The organism is Streptomyces griseus (assembly GCF_001715295.1).
GTDB classification, from domain to species: Bacteria; Actinomycetota; Actinomycetes; order Streptomycetales; family Streptomycetaceae; genus Streptomyces; species Streptomyces griseus_G.
Genome location: NZ_MDKB01000003.1, coordinates 1,063,846 through 1,081,891 on the forward strand (window position 1 = coordinate 1,063,846; position 18,046 = coordinate 1,081,891).

General features: G+C 67.3%; 9 protein-coding genes. 6 read left to right on the forward strand and 3 right to left on the reverse strand.

Going from position 1 to position 18,046, the window contains the following annotated elements:
- Positions 1 to 39 precede the first annotated feature (39 nt).
- Entirely contained in the window at positions 40 to 1,281 is a 1,242-nt protein-coding gene (locus BA175_RS20870; protein WP_079159721.1) for a DNA cytosine methyltransferase, read from the forward strand.
- Positions 1,282 to 1,377: 96 nt separating this feature from the next.
- Here the strand turns inward: BA175_RS20870 and BA175_RS20875 are convergent, their stop codons facing one another.
- From BA175_RS20875 to BA175_RS20885, 3 genes are read right to left on the reverse strand one after another with little or no spacing between them, the layout of a single operon-like run.
- Positions 1,378 to 2,286, reverse strand: coding sequence for a DUF6339 family protein (locus BA175_RS20875; protein WP_069172943.1), 909 nt, complete (start codon positions 2,284 to 2,286; stop codon positions 1,378 to 1,380).
- Positions 2,283 to 3,260, reverse strand: coding sequence for a hypothetical protein (locus BA175_RS20880; RefSeq protein ID WP_069172944.1), 978 nt, complete (start codon positions 3,258 to 3,260; stop codon positions 2,283 to 2,285). Before BA175_RS20880 ends, BA175_RS20875 begins: the two co-directional genes overlap by 4 nt.
- A complete protein-coding gene (locus BA175_RS20885; protein WP_069172945.1) occupies positions 3,257 to 5,338 on the reverse strand; it encodes a helix-turn-helix domain-containing protein in 2,082 nt (693 codons plus the stop codon). The genes BA175_RS20880 and BA175_RS20885 overlap by 4 nt, the downstream gene beginning before the upstream one ends.
- Positions 5,339 to 5,654: 316 nt before the next feature.
- Between BA175_RS20885 and BA175_RS20890 the strand changes: the two genes are divergently transcribed.
- The 5 genes from BA175_RS20890 (at position 5,655) to drmB (ending at position 17,962) form a co-directional block, all read left to right on the forward strand.
- Positions 5,655 to 6,026, forward strand: coding sequence for a hypothetical protein (locus tag BA175_RS20890; protein ID WP_069172946.1), 372 nt, complete (start codon positions 5,655 to 5,657; stop codon positions 6,024 to 6,026).
- Positions 6,027 to 6,138: 112 nt separating this feature from the next.
- Positions 6,139 to 10,938 carry a DEAD/DEAH box helicase gene (locus BA175_RS20895; RefSeq protein WP_069172947.1) on the forward strand — a complete coding sequence of 1,600 codons (4,800 nt, stop codon included), beginning with the start codon at positions 6,139 to 6,141 and terminating at the stop codon, positions 10,936 to 10,938.
- Complete coding sequence (locus BA175_RS20900) at positions 10,935 to 12,854, forward strand: UvrD-helicase domain-containing protein (protein WP_069172948.1); 1,920 nt, start codon at positions 10,935 to 10,937, stop codon at positions 12,852 to 12,854. The genes BA175_RS20895 and BA175_RS20900 overlap by 4 nt, the downstream gene beginning before the upstream one ends.
- The gene (locus tag BA175_RS20905) at positions 12,851 to 16,102 is read left to right on the forward strand and encodes a helicase-related protein (RefSeq protein ID WP_069172949.1); all 3,252 of its coding nucleotides are present in this window, start codon (positions 12,851 to 12,853) and stop codon (positions 16,100 to 16,102) included. The genes BA175_RS20900 and BA175_RS20905 overlap by 4 nt, the downstream gene beginning before the upstream one ends.
- A gap of 3 nt (positions 16,103 to 16,105) precedes the next feature.
- Positions 16,106 to 17,962 (forward strand): DUF1998 domain-containing protein, encoded by a 1,857-nt coding sequence (gene drmB / locus BA175_RS20910; protein WP_069172950.1) that lies wholly within the window; start codon positions 16,106 to 16,108, stop codon positions 17,960 to 17,962.
- Positions 17,963 to 18,046: the final 84 nt, after the last annotated feature.

The following is an 18,046-nucleotide window of genomic DNA, read 5'->3' on the forward strand; positions in this document are numbered from 1 at the left end:
GGCCGGTTGACCTCGAACCGCCGGCTACACTTCATCCCCATGACCCATGAGCTCGACCCGTCACATCAAGCTGCGCATTTCCGCATCGTGGACTTGTTCGCGGGCCCGGGAGGCCTCGACATCGCGGCGACGATCATGGGTGTGAAGAGCGTCGGAGTGGAGTGGGACGATGCGACCCGTGCGACGCGCGACGCGGCTGGACTTCGGACCACTGAGGAGAAGGACGTCGCGGCCCTGAGCCCGTGCGATGCGCAGGTGATGGATGCGAACGTCCTCACGGGCGGGCCCCCGTGCCAGTCCTTCTCGGTAGCAGGTAGCCGCAAGGGGCACAAAGCGCTGGAAGACGTGAAACGGCTGGCGACATGCATGGTGGCTGCCCAGCATTCCGCCTCCTTCGAATCCGTGTGGGCCGCAGTCCAGGCTGATCCCGCCCTCGCTGCGGACGAGCGGACCGGGCTCGTCCTACAGCCTCTACGTTGGATCATGGAGGCGAAGCTCTCCCGACACCGCAGGCCTTACGAGGTGGTCGTACTGGAGCAGGTGCCCACGGTTCTCCCGGTCTGGAAGCACTACGCCCAACTCCTGAGGAAGATCGGTTACGCCGCCGAGGCCCATGTGCTGCATGCCGAGGACTTCGGTGTCCCACAGACACGCCGCAGGGCCGTTCTGATCGCCCAGTACGACCCGGGCAACGAGATGAGGGCTGTTCCGTTCCCGCAGGCGACGCACCAGCGGTACCGCAAGGGAATCGAGCGTCTCCCCATGGGCCGAAGCGGGGAACTCCGCTCGGACGGCTCACTGTTCGTCACGCCGCCCCGTGGAAGGATGATCGAACCTTGGGTGTCCATGCAGGACGCTCTCGCTGCATCCCGTCCTCAGGACTTCGTGATGGTCTCCAACTACGGCTCAGGCGGCGATCCGAAGAACCGGGGACGGCGAACCTCGCAGGAACCCGCGGCAACGATCACCGGGAAGTGCCGTCGCAATCGGCTCTTCCTCCTCAAGGAAAGCGATTCGGGAGCAAAGGAGATAGGCGAGGAACTGGATCGGCTGTCGTTCGAGGAGGCCGGCCTCCTCCAGTCGTTCCCCGCCCGCTATCCGTGGCAGTCCACCGATGTGGCCCAGCAGATCGGGAACGCCATCCCGCCGCGCCTCTCCCTGCACATCTTGTGCAGCGCACTCCGACTCGGACAGCCCGGCAATGATGTGTTCGACAAGCTGGCGACGTGGGAACCGGAGCCCCGAGCCGCTTCCGCGGACGATGGTGCGGCCGACGGCTGAGTGAGCCAGGACCGCACCGTCCGCTCGTCCCCCGCAACACGACAAGGTCCTGCGGCAGTGCGCCAGGTGCGGAAAGACGTGGCCGCAGAACAACAGTCAGTCGCTCACCGCCCTGGATGCCCGAGCCCGGTCGCGCAACGGCGCCTCGGCGGCAAATTTCTCGAACATTCGTGACAGAGTCTCGCAGGAGGAGCGCCGAGCGGTGCCGTCGTCCGGGCCCTCCGGGAGCCGCTCCCACGGAACGGCCGGTGCCGACTCCGCTTCTTCGATCCACGCCGTGAGCGCGTCTTGGCGGGGCGGGTCGTCCGGCGCGATCACTTCGTACATAAGTGTGGTGCCGGCCACGTTCACCGCTGTGCACAAGGCGTTGACCCGGTCCCCGAGCCGAGTGGCCCCGCGGTCGGAGAGGGTCCTGAGGACCGAGACAAGGGCCAGCGCGGTAGGCCTGTGATCGATGGCGTCGAGGCGGAGGGCCGTGTTGATCATGTCCTGATTGCCGCAGGCGACCTCTGCGGGGCCGTAGTCGCTTCCGTCGCGGAACATTTCGGCTGCCCACCAGAGCCTGGCGAAGGCCTGGCTGTAGTGAGGTCCGACGAACCTGGCACTGTTGACCTTCCTGGGCGCGCCGTCTTCGGCCGTGCCCGACGGCATATGGCGCCAGAGGACGAAGTCCGGCGCCACGGCCAAGGACAGGAAGTTCCAGAGTCCGGGATTCGCCGCCTCGGCACGGCTCATGCGCAGGGTCGCATGCAGTCGGGGGGCCAGCCAGGCATCGGCTTCCGTTCTGCCGGCGTCGAATCTGAGCATGGCCTGCTCGACGAGCTCTCGCACCGGGTCGACGCTCCATCGGACGGAATCACCCTCGATCGGCGTGCTCGCACGCAGGACCGCCACCTGCGGTAGATCTTCCTGACCCGCACGCACGCCGTGGGTGAGGAACGCCGTGGCAAGGTTGCCCGGGAGAAGGGAGAGCCGTGCGGGAGGCTCGAAGCGCGTTCGGCTCATCGGTACGTACCTTCCTGGGCACGGGAAACAGCGCGGATGGTCGCCACGAGGTTCTTGGGCATCTGGCTGCGCTTCCCGGCGGCCACCTCGATCCGTGACTGCACCTCCGCCCAACCTCGGCCGGCCCCACGGCAGTCGTGTGCCTCTCTCAACGCGTCGTGAAGGGGCAGACCGGGGAAGACCTCAGGCAACATGGAGCGCAGCACGGACTCGCGCCATCCACCGGGGAAGTGCGGGGTGCCGTCGTCGTCGAACTCGAGGTCGCTCAAGGCCGAGTGGAACATCGTCGCCCATGCCTCACCCGCGATCTGGGCTGCCACGAGTCCGGCGGTCGCCTTCTCCAAGGGGCCGCGAGCGCCGGACAGCAGCTCGGAGAGCCCCTCGAAGGACGTGTTGAGAAGGATGGTCGGTAGCTCTCCCGTGGTATCGATCAGCCATGGCGCGTCCATGAAGGGACGCAGCCACTCCTCAGGTCCGTCGCGGAAGTCCTCTTCCAGGATCTCCAGGTCCCGTTGCCTGGAAGGAGTCCTCCCGAGGAGGTCGACGAGCCACGGCGTGTCCGCTCTGCCGAGGATGCGTCCGTCGACTCCACCGTGGCTGCCGACGACGCTCACATCGAGCAGGGCGCGCGAGGCATGAGTGGAGCGTCGCACCCGAACCTGCCCTCGCCAGTGGGTGTCGCCACGACGGCGCTCCAGTCGACTCACCACCCGGGTGTTGGTGGCTCCCTCGGTCAGGACGGCGACACAGCTGACTCCGGCCCACGGCCCCTCGGCCAGCTCCTCGGTGGGCAGGGAGACTTCGAGATCCAGTACCCCCTCGGTCCAGTCGTCCCGTTCGACCTGGTGGAGAGCGACGACCTGATCGCGTTGCGAAATCAGGGACAGCTGCAGTGGCTTGCCATCCATGCTCGCCCCCCGGACAGCGACCTCGATCTTCCCCACCAAGGTCGGGTACGCATACACCGCGCTCACGTCGAAGCCTCCCGCGCCTGCTGCACATCCACGATGACGCCCGCCATGGCGGCGGCCACCGGGTGGCTCCCTACGGCCGTGACGCCGCCGAAGCGCGCCGACCGCACATCCGGCTCGATGACCAGCCTGCCGCCGACGACCTCGCAGTTCTCCTTGGCCGACAACTCGGCCCAGTCCAAAGAGGGTCGTCCTCCTGATCGCACATCGAACTTGACCACCGGTAGCAACTGCCAGCCGCCGTCCCGCTGGGGAACGGTCAGCGTCACGTCCAAGGTCCAGGCCCCGGATTCGTCCACCTTTCCGACCACCCGGTCCACGGCAGGGTGCCCTCGACGGGTGCCCACCCCCGCGGGTGCGTCGAGCCGCAGCAGCTTCCGGAGGACCTCCGGTCCGGTCGAATCCCCTCCGGGGACCCGCCTACCGATCACCCGCCGCAACGCCGTGTCCATAGCCGAGTTGAACTCGGTCAACCGCCGCGGCGCATTGGCGTAGGCGGCGGTGAGCTCCTCCGTCACCCCCCACCTGTCGTGCTCCGGCGGCTCGGCGGCTCGCAGGAAAGCTTCGGCGGCATGCGTCGTCGAGCTGTCGTCTCCGGTGGCGAAACCGGCCAGCAGAACGGCTTGGAAGGGATCCGCCCCCATCCCCAGATTGCGGGGAGACCGGGCCGTGACCGTCATCCGGTTGCCCCGCATACAGATGATGCGGCTGTGCTTCTCGTCCTTGTCAGCGGCCGGAGTCACCAGCAGTACGGCGCTATGGTTGCCCCCTGCGGCCTTCCGCCCGGCCGTCCGCAGCGGCGGGACGACAAGGCCGACCTCCGTAGCTGCCACCTGTCCGGGAGCGGTCAGTTCTTCGACCGTCTCGCCGTCGATGTACGACCGCAGGGCATGGACCAACGCGGGGTGCCTGTCGAGAGGATCGACTCGCTGCTCCGCCACCACTGATTCGCCATTGCGAAGTGACCTGACCGAGGCCTCCAGCATGGCCGGCGCCGAACGTCCCGCGGTCATGGCGGCCCAGAAGTTGTCGGACAGCGCCCTGCCGAGTTCGGCGTGCAGGTCTTCCAACATGTCACTGTTGCCGGCCGCATCGTGGGCGCCGACGATCAGGAAGGAGGTTCCCGGATCCTCACTTTCACGGTCGAGTTGCAAATCGGCAACCACTCGTTCGTCCGCCCACCACGACCGGGAGACACCTTCGTGCGTCTTCTCGGTGTCGGGCTCGCCGAGCCAGGCGGGCCCGGCGTACGCCACTCCGTCGACCTCGCGCCAAGGGAGGTCGAGACGGCCGATCACCCGGCGAGCCGTCCGCCCCTCGTGCGGTTCGGACAACGTGCTGTTGATCAACACCAGACCGAGTCGACTGGCCGCCCACAGGGTGGCTTTACCCAACCCGTACGAGCCGCCGGCCCGATCGTTGCTCTTGTGACTGTCGAGCTGCCGACGGACCACGGCGGCGTACCGCCCGTCCTCGTACTCCGGCCCGGTCAGGCCCGAGGCGTTGTAGTCGTCGATCCGGAGGAGCAGGAGCGAGGCGTCCTCCCGCAGCGCCCGGAGCCCTTCGGAAAGGGTTCGCCCGACCTTCTGTCGGGATCGCGCCGCCGCCGCGAAGTGGGGCTCCAGCTCTTCCCACTTCAATGCCGAGAGGAAGGAGTGCAGGTGCTCACCGGTCAGCTCGTGGAGGGTGAAGCGAACGCGCACCGGACGTCGGGGATCCAGTCGTTCGTCCAGCGAATTCTGCGTAGCCTCCCGGGCCAGCACGGCGAGGCTCGCGTCGAAGGCGAACGCAGCCGCATTGCCGTATTCGCGCCCGCCGTCATGGTGGGCGATGCGGTGGTACCAGCCGATCGGTCGGTCGGATCCGGCGTCCGCATCCCTGGTGAGCAGGGTGGCGACGTCCGTCTCCAGGATCTCGGCGATCCTGACCATCACCTCGGCTCTGGGCTGTGCTCTGCCGGTGACCCACGCCGACACGGCCGCACGCGTCAGCTTCAGCTGCTGGGCGAGTTCCGCCTGCGACATGCCGTTGCGACGCAGTTGGCGCCCCAGCCAGACTCCGAAGTCCTCGATGTCCTCCACCGAACCCCCTTCCCCTCGGTTGCGAGTTGGGTAACCGTAGCACCCGGCTTGACATCGCCGTGACGTCAAATGCCACTTGACGCCAACCTTCTATCCGAGCGCCAGCGAAGGTCGTTCGAAATCTTTCCTCTTCTGATCGACAGGCCTACCCCGCGTGTCCTAGGGTCTGTCTCGGCAACTCGCAACCCAAAGAGGGTTGTTGACAGATGCCGCCTACTCAGGGGCCGAGCTCTGTCCTCAGGGTCCGTTGTGCAGCGTTTTCCTGCGTCATCCAGTCATGGGCACTCGTCGGTGTGCCCACAGGGAGGGGACCCACATGATCGAAGACGATGATGCCTGGATGGCGCGGATCATCAGGGAGTACGACAAAACGGAGGACCCGGACCTCCGCACCGAACTCCTGGCCTGTCACGGTATCCACCCCCAGGTTCTCGCCTCGGCTCGGCGCCGCCTCGCCCGGCGCCCGCAGACCCCGGCCACGAAGCAGGCCGTCGCACCTTCCGTCCCCCTCGTGACCCGCACCGTTCGGGCCAAGCGCCGCCCCACCACCCCTCGCCGTGCCGGAGCTCCGCGCACCTACCGGGTCACCCACACCCGCAGGGTCCGCACGCCCGGGCAGACCGTCACGGTCACCACGACCACCGTCACGGTCACGACCGTCACCACGGTCACCCGCACCAGCATCTGACCGCTCGCCTCAGCTGTGCCGCTTGCTTCACCGGGGTGCCCGCGCCTGCGCCGGCACCCCGTCTCCCCCCGCGCGTCCTCGGTTTGTTCCTCTCATTCGAGACAGGTGCCTCATGGTCGACCGGCAGTTCGCCGACCCTTCACTCCCGCCCGTGATCGACACCGTGATCCGGCAGTCCGCCACCGTCCTGAAGACCTATCAGGTCGACCCGGGACTGGTGCAGGAGCACGCCAACGGCGAACGTCGCATCACCCAGGGCGGCTACGGCGAACGCCAGTTGCTCGAACTCGTCCAGAACGCGGCGGACGAGATCGCGGCGAAGCCCGGCGGCAAGCTGCACGTCGTACTCACGGATGATCACCTCTACTGCGCCAACGAGGGCACCCCGGTCACACCGGAGGGAGCCGAGACGATCCTGCGTATGAGTGTCTCCCGCAAGCGTGGCGGACAGATCGGCCGCTTCGGCGTCGGCGTCAAGTCCGTGCTCTCCGTGTGCGACTCACCCCAGTTCTTCAGCGACGGAGGTGGCTTCGGGTTCGGCTTCGACCGGGACTGGTCCGCCGCCGAGATCGCCCGAGCGCTCGGTAGGCAGGGTGACATCGGTATGGACACTCCCGTACTGCGCATGGCTCGCCCCCTCGACGTCGAGCAGGAACGTGCCGACGACGATGTGCTGGACAAACTCCTGCGCTGGGCGACCACGGTGGTCCGTCTGCCCCTGAAGCCCGGCGCCGCCGAACGCCTCGGGCGCGACATCAGCGGCCACAGGAGCCGCGACGGGCGGGTGACGGACGCCTTCCCCGCCCACTTCCAGCTGTTCTCCTCCCATGTCGGCCAGGTCCTTCTGCACGACGAGCGCTCCATGCCGCCCGCGCGCAGGGAGATCTCGATCGAGCACAAGGGCAGCCACCGCACCCTCAAGGAAGTCGCACGCGGTGCCAAGCAGACGATCGAGCAGTGGAAGGTGTTCTCGGCCACCTACTCCCCCGCCGGCGAGGCAGCGGAGAGCGCGGGTGAGCTGCACGGCCGGCCGGTGCTCGAAATCTCCTGGGCGGTGCCCGAGTACACCGTCCGAAGCGGGCTGTACACGGCGCCTGTCGGCAGGGGCTCGTTCTGGGCGTTCTTCCCCACCAAGTACGAGGTGTCCCTGACCGGCATCCTGAACGCCCCGTGGAAGACCAACGAGGACCGTCAGCACCTTCTCGACGGCAGCCCCTTCAACCGGGAACTGCTGCAAGTGGCTGCCCAGTTGGTGATCGACACTCTGCCCGATCTCGTGCCTGCCGAAGACCCCGCCGCCTACCTTCCGCTGCTGCCCGGCCGCAGCAAGGAGAAGCTCAACTGGGCCGACGACTACTTCCTCCGGCGGGTGTGGGAGATCGCTGCCGAACGCCCCTCGCTGCCTGACCAGGACGGCAAGCTCCAGGTTCCTCGCGATCTACTCATCACACCGTCCGGCCTCGACAAGGAATGGGTCCAGATCTGGTCGGAGTACAGCGGCCGACCCACCAACTGGGTGCACCCGTCCGTCGACGCCTCGGACAACGCCCTCCGCCGCGGCAAGATGAAGCAGATCCTGGATGCTGCGGGGAAGACGCCCGAGAACGCCAAGGACTGGCTCGAGGCTCTCGTCTCCGACGGCTCCGCGGAGGCTTCCGCCCACGCCATCGAAATCCTCTCCCTCATGGTTCTCAAAGACCAGGCAGGACGGCTACGTGGGGATTCCGACCTGACTGCCGAGGCCCGTAAAGCCCGGATCGTCCTCACCGAGGAGCACGGGATGGTCGCACCCGTGGCGGGCGAGATCTTTCACCGGACTTCGGCCGACACGCTCCGCGACGACATGGTCTACATCCATCCGTCGATCTCCGGACGTCCCGAGATGGCCCGGCACCTGCACAACATCGGCATCAGGGTCGCCGACGCGCAGGGGCGGTTCGAGGGCGTCCTCGACCAGGGTTTCGACAACTACGACGCCGGCGCGTGGGCGAACTTCTGGGTTCTCCTGCGGAGCGCCGGGGGCAGCATGCAAGTCGATCGGATCCGTTCCAAAGTAGCGAAGCCGCGGGAGACGCTGCGCGTCCGCACCCTGGACGGGCGGTACCGTCCGATGCGCGACTGTCTCCTGCCCGGTCCGGTGGTGCCCGCCGACGGAAGTCGTGACAAGGCCATCGCGGTCGACCTGACGTTCCACGAGAGCGACAAGGCGGTCTTCCGTGACCTCGGGCTGTTCGACCGCCCCACGGGCGGGTACCGCCCCCACGACGATGTCTGGTTCCAGGACTACCGACAGGCCGTTCACGATCGGCACCTGCGCACCCTGGCAAGCACCGCCCCGCGCCCCAGCATCTCCCGTCTCACGGTCGAGGGCGCCGCGACCCTGGGACCACTGCATCTGTTGCCCGTCCTGTCCGAGGAGGGTCGCGCCGCCTTCGTGTCGGCTCTGCCCCCGTCCGACATATCGCAGAACTGGCAGATGCAGTACGGATCCGCCGCCGGCACGCGCAAGGCCGTCGTGTCCCCACTCCGCTGGGTGATCCACAAGCACGGTCTCGTGAAGACCTCCATGGGCTTGACCCGCGTGCCCGAAGCCGTCGGCCCGCAGCTCAAGTCATTTCGTTCCGTGCTCCCCGTCGCCGAGATCCCGGAGGAGACGGCGCGAAGGCTCGGCATGCCCACCAGTACCGACGAAGTGCCTCTCCGGCGTTGGAGCAAGCTGCTGGACCTTCTGCTCGTGAGCGAGGACGACGAGTTCATCGGTCGTGCGTACGCCCAGTTGCTCCGCGTCGGCTTCGAGTTCCCCGAGGACGTGCCCACCCGCTGCCGGGTGGGGTCCTCCTGGGAAGGGCGTCCGGACAACGAGATCGCTGTCGCGACGAACCCGGTGGAGTTCGCGGAGCTCGTCCGTGAGCGACTCCCCGCGCTCCTCGTCGCCGACAGGGCGGACGCCGATGCGGCGAAGGCGATGATCGAGGACTGGGGCATGCTCAAGGTCTCGGACGTCATCAGCAGGGAGATCGAACTCGTCAAGACCGGGCGGGCGTCGTCGCTCTTCGAAGAGTTCCCGACAGTCAAGGCACGACTTGGCCAGGCCGGCAGTAGCCACAAGATCCAGCGCTGCTCCGAGATCGCTCAGGTGATCCGTACTCCCAGGGGCAGCGACCGCAAGCCGCTCCCCTTCGCGAAGAAGGGCCAGACGCTTCTCGTCCTGGATTCCCTGGATCGTCTGCAGGTCCTGCAGGCCGCCGACAAGGAGTTCAAGTGGGGCTTCGGGGTTGCGGGCTGCAGCCAGGCTCTCGCTCTTCAGGAGAAGCAGGAACACGATCAGACCCTCCAGGCCCGACTGAAGGCCGTGCGGGAAGCCGAAAGCATCATCGACAAGATCGATCTGTTGATCGGCGAAGAGGCGTTGCGCGGCGAGCTCCCCCCCGGCCTGATGGAGAGCGAGATTCACGAGCAGGGGGCCGAGCCGGGCTCACGGCGCATCGCGGAGATGGCCTTCAACGCACACGGCGAGGCGATCCTCCGGGTCCACTCCCGGGACCTCGCGCTGGACTTCCCCACCCGCGCCCCGACGTCCTTCAGTGGGAGCTCGAAGGCGCTGCGCTTCGTCACCGATCTCGGGTTCCCGGACTCCTTCGCCGGCGCCCAGGTGCCCTCGTTGGACCCCCGGCTGGAGGTCGACGGGCCCTCCGAGTTCCCCTCCCTGCACCCGTACCAGGAAGAACTGGCGCAGGCGCTACTCAATCTCCTGAAGAACCCGATGCCTCAGCGCGGCATGCTCAGTCTGCCGACCGGAGCCGGGAAGACGCGTGTCACGGCGGAGGGTGTGATCCGGTGGATCCGTGATCGGGTGGACCTGCCGGGACCGATCCTGTGGACAGCCCAGACCGAGGAGTTGTGCGAGCAGGCCGTGCAGAGTTGGAAGTTCGTGTGGTCGAAGGTCGGCCCCGAACAACCGCTGGTGATCAGCCGGCTCTGGTCGTCCAACGAGGCCACCCCTGTCGACGGTCGCCCGCACCTGGTCGTCGCGACCGATGCCAAGCTGGACCGTTGCATGGCGGAGGAGGACTACGCCTGGCTGCGGGAGACCGCCTCGCTCGTCATCATCGACGAGGCGCACACCGCGATGTCCAAGCGCTACACCGGTCTGCTCGAACAGCTCGACCTCACGCACCGTCGTACCGCGCGGCACCTGATCGGGCTCACCGCAACCCCGTACAAGAACAACGCTGACCTGACCCGTCTGCTGGTGCAGCGGTTCGGCAATCGCCTGGACACCGGCGTGTTCGACGGGGACCTGTCCGTCGCCATCCGGGAATTGCAGAAGATCGGTGTCCTTGCCCAGGTGAAGCATCGAGAGCTGCCGGGTGCGGCCATAGCCCTGACAGCCGACGAGCGCGCCCAGTCCGAGAAGTTCGCCACCCTGCCCAAGGGAGCCGAACAGCGGCTTGCCGAGGATCACGGACGCAGCCAGCGCATCGTCGACGAGATCGCCGCCATGCCCTCGGACTGGCCGGTTCTGGTGTTCGCCACCTCCGTGGCACACGCCAAACTGCTCGCCGCCAAGCTCGGTGACCGGGACATCAAGGCGGCTGCGATCGACTCGACCACCCCCACCAACGAACGCCGGAAGCAGATCGACGACTTCCGAAAGGGCAAGATCCAGGTCCTGACGAACTACGGCGTACTCACGCAGGGCTTCGACGCACCGGCCACGCGTGCCGTGGTCGTCGCCCGCCCGACCTACAGCCCGAACATCTACCAGCAGATGATCGGACGGGGTCTGCGCGGCCCGAAGAACGGCGGCAAGGAGAGCTGCCTGATCCTGAACGTTCGGGACAACATCACCAACTACGGTGAGAATCTCGCCTTCACCGAGTTCGAGTACCTGTGGGACGGGAACCAGTGACCAACGCCCCCCTCACCGAACATGTGCTCACCGCCGCACAGCAAGCCGTGGTGGACCAGCCCTGGGACGCCCGGGTACTGGTCACCGCCGGGGCCGGGGCCGGTAAGACGCACACCCTCGTACGCAGGCTCGACGTGTTGGTGGAGCGCGAGGAACTGGAGGCCGGGGAGATCCTTGTGCTCAGTTTCTCCCGGGCCGCCGTACGCGAGCTCACCGAGCGGATCGAACGGCATGCCGCCGCCGCCCAGCGCATCCGCGTCCAAACCTTCGACTCCTGGGCCGCAGCGCTGCTCAACCGTGCGTACCCTGATGTCGACTGGAGCGCGTACAGCTTCGACGGTCGCATCGAGGCGGCCACCGAGGCGATCGACAAGGGTGCGGTCGAGGTGGGCACTTACACGCCCGCGCATGTGGTTATCGACGAAGTACAGGATCTCGTCGGCGTCCGTCGGGAGATGGTCGAGGCCCTGCTCGACCGGTTCCAGGAGAACAGCGGCTTCACCGTGGTGGGTGACTCGGCCCAGTCCGTCTACGGGTTCCAGGTGACCGACCCGGACCAGCGGGCCGCAGAGACGGACCGCTTCCTGGACTGGGTGCGTGCCACCTTCGGCGATGATCTCGTAGAGCTCCACCTGGGGGACAACTTCAGGGCGCGCAGTGATGCTGCCCGAATGGCTCTTCCCTACGGTGCCCAGTTGCAGCGGTTGCCCCGTGACAAGGGCGGTGCGGCAGACGCGGCGGAACGCATCCATGGTGACCTGCGCGCTCTCCTGCTCTCCGCACCGAACTTCGGCAGCCTCACGGACGAGTACGTGCAGGCGGCGCTGAGGGAATACCCCGACACGACCACGATCCTGTGCCGTGACAACGGTCAGGCGTTGACGTTGTCCGGCGTGCTGGCCGAGGCCGGGGTCCCTCACACACTGCAGCATTCGGCTCGGGAACGTTCGGCACCCGTCTGGATCAGCCAAATGCTCGCCTCGACCGAGGCGACAACTCTCGGCAGGGAGCGCTTCGGGGAACTGCTGGCCGACGTCCGGAGCCCTGTCGGCGCGACACCGGAGGCACTGTGGCGGTCGCTGCGCAAGGTGGCCCGGGGCAGTGGCCGGGGCACCCTTGATGTCGTAGCCCTGCACCGAGCACTCGCCGAGGGCAGACTGCCCGACGAGCTCACCACGCCGCAGCCTTCCTCACTCGTGATCTCGACCGTCCATCGGGCCAAGGGCTTGGAGTTCGACCGGGTCCTGATCGTGGAGCCCCGCGTGCTGAGGGAGCCGACCCAGGTCCGGAAGAAGAGGTACGACTACGATCCGGCGGCTGAAGCCAGGCTGCTGTATGTGGCCATGACCCGTGCACGGGACGATCTGTATGTTCTGGAGCCTCCCCACTCGTGGCTCGTCCGCAAGGACAAGAGGATCGACCGCTGGTATCTGGGCGGTCGCAGCAGCTGGGCACGCAACGGCATAGAGTTGATCGGCTCGGACGTCTCCCATGAGCAGCCACCGGGCACGGAGGAGATCCGACAGGACGCCGCCGATATCTGGCGGTACCTCCTGACGGACGTCGTCGCCGGCGCCGAGGCGGAACTCGTTTTGTTGCACGGCATCCCCGTCGCCGCGGACCAGTCGCCACCGTACGCGGTGGTGGTCGGCGGGCGACAGATCGCGGTGGTGTCGGAACGCTTCCGCTCCGACCTGCACCGGTTGCTGCGCCGCAACGCACACTCTCTGGTCGATCGATGGCCACCGTTGATCACCGGCCTCAGGGTCGACTGTGTGGAGAGCGTCGCGGGCGCTCCCGCGGCGACCGAAGCCGCGGGCCTGGGCACGCACGGGGCCTGGCTCGCGCCCCGACTGTGCGGTCTGGGGCGCTTCCACTGGCACGCGGACGAAGCAGAGGAAGGGAACGAAGGATGAGCGGGTCGACTCACCAGGCGCATTACGAGGTACGTGATGCGCTCATCGACGCCCTTCGCCAAGACCTGCTCGGTCCCGTCGGTGGTCCGGACGAGGTTCTCACGGACGACGCGCCGATCACCATGTACCCGGTCGGCGTGCTGTTCCCTCGCTCGCGCCCGAGTGGGCCGGGCAGACTGTCCCCGAGCCGTCCGTCGGAACAGGGTGAGCTGGAGGCCGAGCGGGACGGACTGGACTCCGTCGCTCTCGGAGCCCGTCAGGACGTCGAGGAAGGGCCCGGGGATCTCGGCGTCTCGTTGGCGAATGTCCGGATGCCGTCGTCCATCGGTCTGACGTTCGCCGTGGAGCCGAGCGTCTCCGCGCGGATTCGCTTGTCCGTGAGCGCCGCTGTCTACGCCCCCGAGGACGCCGAGGGGAAGCCGGTGTCGGCGAAGCGGACGGAGGCACGCAGCACGAAGGCCCAGCAGGAGCACTGGCGGCGTTCAGTTCTTCGGATCGACCCGGTCGACGTGGACGTCACGCAGCCGGGCCTGTTGGACCCCTTCGTGCTGCACCCGGGTCTTGAGCTGCGCGTCCTGGTCCGCCCACGGTCGGAGGTGGACAGGACAGTAACGGTGACTGCCACGGTCGTGAACAGTCTTGAGGTCGGACAGTACGACCTCCGGGATGCGCACTGCTTCTACCAGCCGGTACTGACCGTCACCGCCGAGGACGGCAAGAGCCCGGCGTTCGTGGTGCGACCGGCGGCCTCGCGGGCGGTCGATTCGGAGCAAGCGCTGAGCCGGCTCCTGTACCGACACGCACCGAGCTTCGCCACCGGTCACGGCTGCGCGGCCCAGTGGGACTGGACTCCGCCACCGGTGGGATCCGTCTCGTCCGAGCCCCCGGCCGTGACCGCTCTCCGGACCGAGTTCGTCCCCTCTCACGAGGTGTTGCTCACCGACTCGAACCCTGGGATCGCCGACGGGGCCCTGGCCATGCACCGGCTGGGCACCGACCCGACCGACGAGGTGGTCTCGGCCCTTCGCGACCTGTTGACCGGATACGAACTGTGGATCGAATCGCAGGAGGACCAAACACGGCTGCTGCGGGACACGGAGCACGGGCGTGCCGCGGCGGATCAGGTCCGGCTCTGCCGCCGGGCCCTGGGCCGGATGCGTGAAGGCGTGGCTCTTCTGGAGGACACCGACCGGCCGGAGATCCTTCGTGCGTTCCGGCTGGCGAATCTCACCATGGCGGAACAACGGGCCCGCACCGTGTGGATCCGAGGTGGCAGGTCAGGCGAGCCGGATGACCGGGCGGTACGGTGGCGTCCCTTCCAGATCTCCTTCATGCTGCTCTGTCTGGCCGGGATCGTCTCCACGGACCACGAGGACCGCAAGGTTTCCGACCTCCTGTGGTTTCCTACCGGCGGTGGTAAGACGGAGGCCTACCTCGGACTGATCGCCTTCACCACCTTCCTGCGGCGCCTGCGGGACGGCGAGGACGGGGCCGGTGTGACCGTACTCATGCGGTACACCCTCCGACTGCTCACCCTCCAACAGTTCGAGCGCGCTACGGCACTGATCTGCGCCATGGAGAAGCAGCGGTCCGCCGATCCGGCAGGCCTCGGTCGGGAAGAGATCTCGATCGGCATGTGGGTCGGACGTTCGGCTACACCCAACACGCTCGCGGTCGCACAAGGTCGGCTGGCTGATCTGGTACGCAACGAGACGCTGCAGCTGGAGACCGAAAACCCGGTCCAACTGCGTAACTGCCCGTGGTGCGGGGAACCGTTGCGCCCTCGCGACTACGCGGTCGACGAAGACGCGGTGCGCATGACTGTGCGATGCCCGTCCGGAAGCTGTGACTTCCACCGAGGATTGCCCGTGCATCTCGTCGACGAGGCCGTCTACGCCCACCGTCCGACCTTGGTCATCGCGACGGTGGACAAGTTCGCCTCGATGCCGTGGCGGCCCGCGTCGGCCGCCCTGTTCAACCGAGACGTCGACGGTGTCCGACCGCCCGAGCTCATCGTCCAGGACGAACTCCATCTGATCTCAGGCCCTCTGGGCACGCTGACCGGCCTGTACGAGACGGCTGTGGACACGCTGGCCTGCAGCCCCAAGGTCATCGCCTCGACCGCGACCATTCGCCGCGCCGATAAGCAGGGCACTCAACTGTTCGCCCGCTCCGTGGAGCAGTTCCCCCCCGGCGGCCTCGACGCCCGGGATTCCTGGTTCTCCGTGGAAACGCCGCGGGAGCGCAAAGCGGCCCGCCGCTACGTAGGGCTGCTCACGTCCAGCACCAGCCAGGCCACTCTGTTGATCCGGGTATACGCGGCGTTGCTCCATCGAGCACAGACCCACGATGCCCCGCCCGAGGTGAAGGACGCCTACTGGACTCTGGTCGGCTACTTCAACAGTCTTCGACTGCTCTCTGCGGCGGAACTCCAGGTACTGGACGATGTGCAGGAGCGATTGGGCCACCTGGCCGCACGGGACGGGGTCAAGGTGCGCCACGCGGACGCGGTCACCGAGCTGAGCAGCCGGGCGGATTCGAGCGACATCTCGCGTCGACTCAAGCAGGTGGAGCGGGAACTCCCGATGCCGGACGTGCTGGATGTACTGCTCGCGACCAACATGATCTCCGTAGGTGTCGACGTGGACCGACTGGGCCTGATGGCGGTGATGGGGCAGCCCCAGACCACCGCCGAGTACATCCAGGCAACGAGCCGCGTAGGCCGGCAGCACCCCGGTCTCGTCGCGATCATGCTCAACTCCACACGGTCACGGGACCGATCGCACTACGAGGACTTCCAGAACTTTCACTCCGCCCTGTACCGCGAGGTGGAGTCCACCAGCGTGACTCCTTTCTCCGCCCGTGCTCGCGATCGAGGGCTGCACGCCGTCGTGGTGGCCCTGGCCCGGCTGATGCTTCCTGCCGCACGGGCCAACGAAGCGGCGGCCCGTATCGATGACTTCGTCACCGAACTCCGCGAAGAGGTCGGTCGGGCTCTGCTCGAACGGGTGGCGGAGGTCGAGCCGGACGAGCTCCGTACCACCGCTGCGGCCTTCGAGGAGTTCGTCGCATGGTGGCAGCAAGAGGCGCGCGAACGTCCCAACCTCGTGTACGAAGCCTCTCGTGGGTCTCGCGGGCCCGCACTGTTGGCCAACTACGACGACGAGTCCGCCGACGCGTCGCCGTGGAAGACACTCTGGAGTCTGCGTGACGTAGACGCCTCGTCCACCTTCTTCGAGGAGCGCTGACCCATGGGTCCAGTCCCGCCCCGCACCCGCCGCCGCGGTCTCCCGTCGACTCCTGCTCGAACCGCCCGCAAGCTCGGAGAGATCCGCCGCGCCCAGCTCATCACGACGTACGGCGTCGGTGCCATGATCGCGGTGGAGAACGAGTCCTTCCTCGTCCGGGGTATCGACTCGTGGGACATCTCCGACGCGCCCCCCATCTCGGAGCCACGGTTGGCCAGGCAGCTGGGGGTATCCACCTTCCGGATGCCACCGGCTCCCGAACCCGAGCGAGCCCGGGACGGCGTGAGGGCCGTGCGGTTCCCGGAGATGTACTCCTGCCCCCAGTGCCACCAACTGCAGTACTTCAGGAAGTTCAACTCACCGGCCGGCCGCGCCGAGTGCTCGACCTGCCAGGATAGGTTGGTCCCGTCCCGCTTCGTCATCGCGTGCGAGCGCGGCCATCTGGAGGACTTCCCCTACTGGAAGTGGGTCCACCGGGGAAACCGGACGGAAGCCGGGTCCTGCGGTGGTCAACTGACCTTCCGGGCCGACGGCTCCACCGCATCGCTGCGTTCCGTGTTGATCGGTTGCAGCTGCGGGGTCCAGGAGGTCTCCCTGGAGGGGTCGTTCCGACGGCAGGCCCTGCGGGAACTGGGCATTGGGTGCGGTGGTCGCCGCCCGTGGCTCAAGGACGCGCCCGCCGAGAGTTGCCAGGAGCCACCGCGCACACTTCAGCGCGGTTCCTCCTCGGTGTGGTTCCCCGTAATGTACTCGGCCTTGTCCATCCCGCCGTGGAGTCAGGGCATCACCAAGCTCGTCGCGCCGTACTACGAAGTCTTCAGGAACGAGAGTTCCGCAGACATCGCCACGTACGTGCGCATGCACAAGATCCTTCGGCATCATCCGAACTACACCACGGACGATGTAGTGGCCGAGGTGGAACGCAGACGCAGGGCCGAGGCGCCGATGGTGGAATCGACCTCCGACGCTACGAGCCCCGAGCCGACCCGCAACTACCGGCTGGAGATCTACGAGGGTGAGTACCGAAGTCTGTCCAAGCCGCACCTGGAGGACGCCGAGCAGGAACAGGACTTCGTGTGCGAGCCGCCCACCGACCCCATCGACGCCCTGCGCTCCCCCTGGGGTCTGACTCAGGTCATGCTGGTCAAACGGCTGCGCGAAGTGCGCGTACTGCAGTCGTTCCGGCGCGTGGAGGAACCCAGCGCTGCGGACTCCCCACTACGCGAAGCCGCCATCTCACTGGCCAAACCGAGTTGGCTGCCCGCCTTCGAGGTGAGCGGTGAGGGCGTCTTCGTCCGTCTCGACCCCGAGCGGCTCGGTGCGTGGGAGCAGGAACGGGAGCAGCTCGCTCGGGCCGAACTGATCCGCACACATCACGAGAAGTTGTTGTCCGCCCGCACCGGCGATTCGGACAGGCCGGTGCCGCCTTCGCCGGCGACTCCTCGCTTCCTCCTTCTCCACGCTCTGGCCCACATATTGATCAACGAGTGGAGTCTGGACGGTGGTTACCCGGCCGCTTCCCTCCGCGAGCGCATCTACGGCGAGAAGGACATGGCGGGCGTGCTCATCTACACGGCTACCAGCGACTCCGCCGGCAGCCTCGGCGGCGTCGTCGCCCAGGGCGAACCGGACCGCCTGGAAGCGTCCCTCCGCTCTGCCCTGCACAGAGCGAGCTGGTGCTCGAACGACCCCCTGTGCATGGAAGCAGGGTCGAGCGGGGCGGACAGCCTGAACATGGCCGCCTGCCATGCCTGCCTGCTGCTTCCCGAGACGAGCTGCGAGAACAACAACATCCTGCTCGACCGCGCAACTCTGATCGGAACACCCGACGGTCGGATACCGGGCTTCTTCACTCTCTGATGCCCAACGGCCCGGCGGTCGGGCAGGCTCACGACCGCCGGAACGGGTCACAGCACCCGACAGCCGCGAAGTCCCCGGACGCTG